Annotated in this window: 2 protein-coding genes and 1 pseudogene; all 3 read left to right on the top strand. The window is 58.1% G+C overall.

Annotated features, from left to right (window positions below):
* Positions 1–231 (top strand): annotated as a pseudogene (gene hisZ / locus A3730_RS24900) (ATP phosphoribosyltransferase regulatory subunit); the annotation flags it as partial.
* A gap of 41 nt (positions 232–272) precedes the next feature.
* Entirely contained in the window at positions 273–1,565 is a 1,293-nt protein-coding gene (locus A3730_RS24895) for an adenylosuccinate synthase (protein ID WP_063518842.1), read from the top strand.
* Between the two features lie 234 nt (positions 1,566–1,799).
* The coding region (locus tag A3730_RS24890; RefSeq protein ID WP_156501349.1) for an alkaline phosphatase PhoX at positions 1,800–2,714 on the top strand (915 nt) is incomplete at its 3' end.

Raw genomic sequence — 2,714 nt, 5'->3', positions numbered from 1 at the left:
AGTGCAGATTTGAAGATGCTGGCGGAGCGGGCGGAATCTGCCGCGCTCACCGGTATTCTGGCGGAAGGTTCGCTGCAGGACGCCACCTTTGCGACCACCGTTGCTGCCCTGCGTGAGCAGGGTGAGCGCGTGGTGCTGGCCTTGCCCGGCGCCGATAATGACCCGGCCGAGCTGGGATGCCAGCGTCGCCTGGTCGCCCAGGCCGATGGCTGGGTTGTGACCGACCTTTAAACCGAATTTCCTTTTTCCTGAACAGATGGCAGCAAGCAATCATGGGTAAGAACGTAGTCATTCTCGGCACCCAGTGGGGTGATGAAGGCAAAGGCAAGATCGTCGATTTATTGACCGATCAGGCTTCACTGGTAGCCCGCTTTCAGGGCGGCCATAACGCCGGCCACACCCTGGTGATCGATGGCAAGAAAACGGTCCTGCACCTGATTCCATCAGGCATTCTGCGCGAAGATGTGCAGTGCCTGATTGGTAACGGCGTGGTGCTTTCCCTGGAGGCGCTGCTCAAGGAAATCGGTGGCCTGGAAGATCAGGGTGTGCCGGTACGCGAGCGTCTGCGTCTGTCGGCGGCCTGCCCGCTGATCCTGCCGGTACACGTGGCGCTGGATCAGGCCCGTGAAGCGGCCCGCGGCAACAAAAAAATCGGCACCACCGGCCGTGGCATTGGCCCTGCCTATGAAGACAAGGTGGCTCGCCGGGGGCTGCGCCTGGGTGATGTGTACCAGCGCGAGCTGTTTGCCGCCAAGCTGGGCGAAGTGATGGATTACCACAACTTCGTTCTGCGCAGCTATTACAATGCCGAGCCAGTGGATTTCCAGAAAACCCTGGATGAAACCCTGCAACTGGGCGAAGACGTGCGCAGCATGGTTACCGATGTGACTGCCGTGTTGCACGGTGCCCGCGAGCGTGGCGAGAACATCATGTTTGAAGGCGCCCAGGGCACCCTGCTGGATATCGACCACGGTACCTACCCGTACGTGACCAGCTCCAACACCACGGCCGGTGGTACTGCCACCGGTACCGGGTTCGGCCCGCTATACCTGGATTACGTGCTGGGTATCACCAAGGCCTACACCACCCGGGTGGGCAGCGGTCCGTTCCCCACGGAGCTGTTTGACGAAAATGGCCGTTACCTGGCCGAGAAAGGACACGAGTTCGGTTCCACCACTGGCCGCGCCCGTCGTTGCGGCTGGTTCGATGCGGTGGCGCTGAAGCGTTCCATCCAGATCAACTCCATTACCGGCCTGTGCCTGACCAAGCTGGACGTGCTGGACGGCCTGGAAGAAATCAACATCTGCGTAGGCTATCAGGATGCGGCCGGCAACTCGCTGGAGTGTGCCTGGGATGCGGACAGCTACGAAGAAGTGAAGCCGGTATACGAAAGCCTGCCGGGCTGGTCGGAGTCTACGTTGGGTGCCAAATCGGAAGATGATCTGCCGGCCAACGCCAAGGCTTACCTGCAGCGTATCGAGGAAGTCACCGGTGCGCCCATTGATATCATTTCTACTGGCCCGGACCGGGTGGAAACCATCATCAAGCGCCACCCGTTCTCCTGAGCCAGGTGCAAACGAAGAAGCGGCCCACGGGCCGCTTTTTTTATGTTTGTCACGGAATGGAGTGATGCGCCTGTTTCAGGCAGAGCCCATTGTCTGGCCTTGGCAACGGGAGCGTGCTGGATGTCCGACGCTGTGGTTTTGTGTTGAGTAAATTCTTCTTATCTCTGTGACAGTTTTGTCATAAAAAACCGCTTCACTGTTCGCCTCTGAAAACAATTCACGGGGAGAACACTCATGTACCGGATTCCGTTTGCCAAAACGGCACTGGCGACCAAAGTCAGTGCTGTAACGTTAACTGCTCTTCTGCTTGCTGCCTGTGGTGGCGACAGTGATTCTAATGACCCTGTTGCACCTGGCGACCCGGCTGGAAAAACCCTTTCCTTCACGGCGGTGAAAGCCCCGGAAACGGATCTGGAAAAGCGTCAGATCCTGGCGTCTCCTTCCGTTGAGGTGGATGGTGAGACCTACGAGATCGGTTTCCATACCCTGTTGCGTTCCGGCGATGCGGTAAACGGGGATGTGGTCTTCGGCCAATTGGTCGACAAGATGGGGCAGCCGCTCTATGGCAACGACGGCAAGCTGAGTGTTACCGATTCCAATGAGCACACCTCCCTGTTGCCGATCGGTGATCGTTTGTTCTCCGTCTCCCAGATGGAAACCCGCCCAGGCGCCATGTTCCTGATGGAGCTGGATCAGAACAAACAGACTGGCCATCTTTCCGTCAAGGATCTCTGGCAAATCGACCAGTCCGGTGTGGACGGTGGTTGGGTGCACTGTGCTGCCAGTGTGACCCCCTGGAATACCCATCTGGCCAGCGAAGAGTACGAACCGGATGCTTCCGAGCGTGACCCGGTGACCGGTGAGATTGATGGTTACTATGAGCCGATGGCAGATTACTTCGGGGGTGATCTGACGGCCATGAATCCTTACTGGTGGGGCTGGAATATCGAGATTACCGTGGCTGCCGAGGGTGACAGCGCGCCCACCAGCGATCTTGTCAAACATTACGCCATGGGCCGCCTGGCCTTTGAGCTTTCTTATGTCATGCCCGACGAAAAAACCGTCTACATGACAGATGATGGCACCAACGTGGGCTTCTACATGTTTGTTGCGGATACCGCCGGTGATCTGAGTGCGGGCAACCTCTAT

The organism is Alcanivorax sp. HI0044 (genome assembly GCF_001634945.1).
This window is presented reverse-complemented; position numbering and strand designations above follow the sequence as displayed.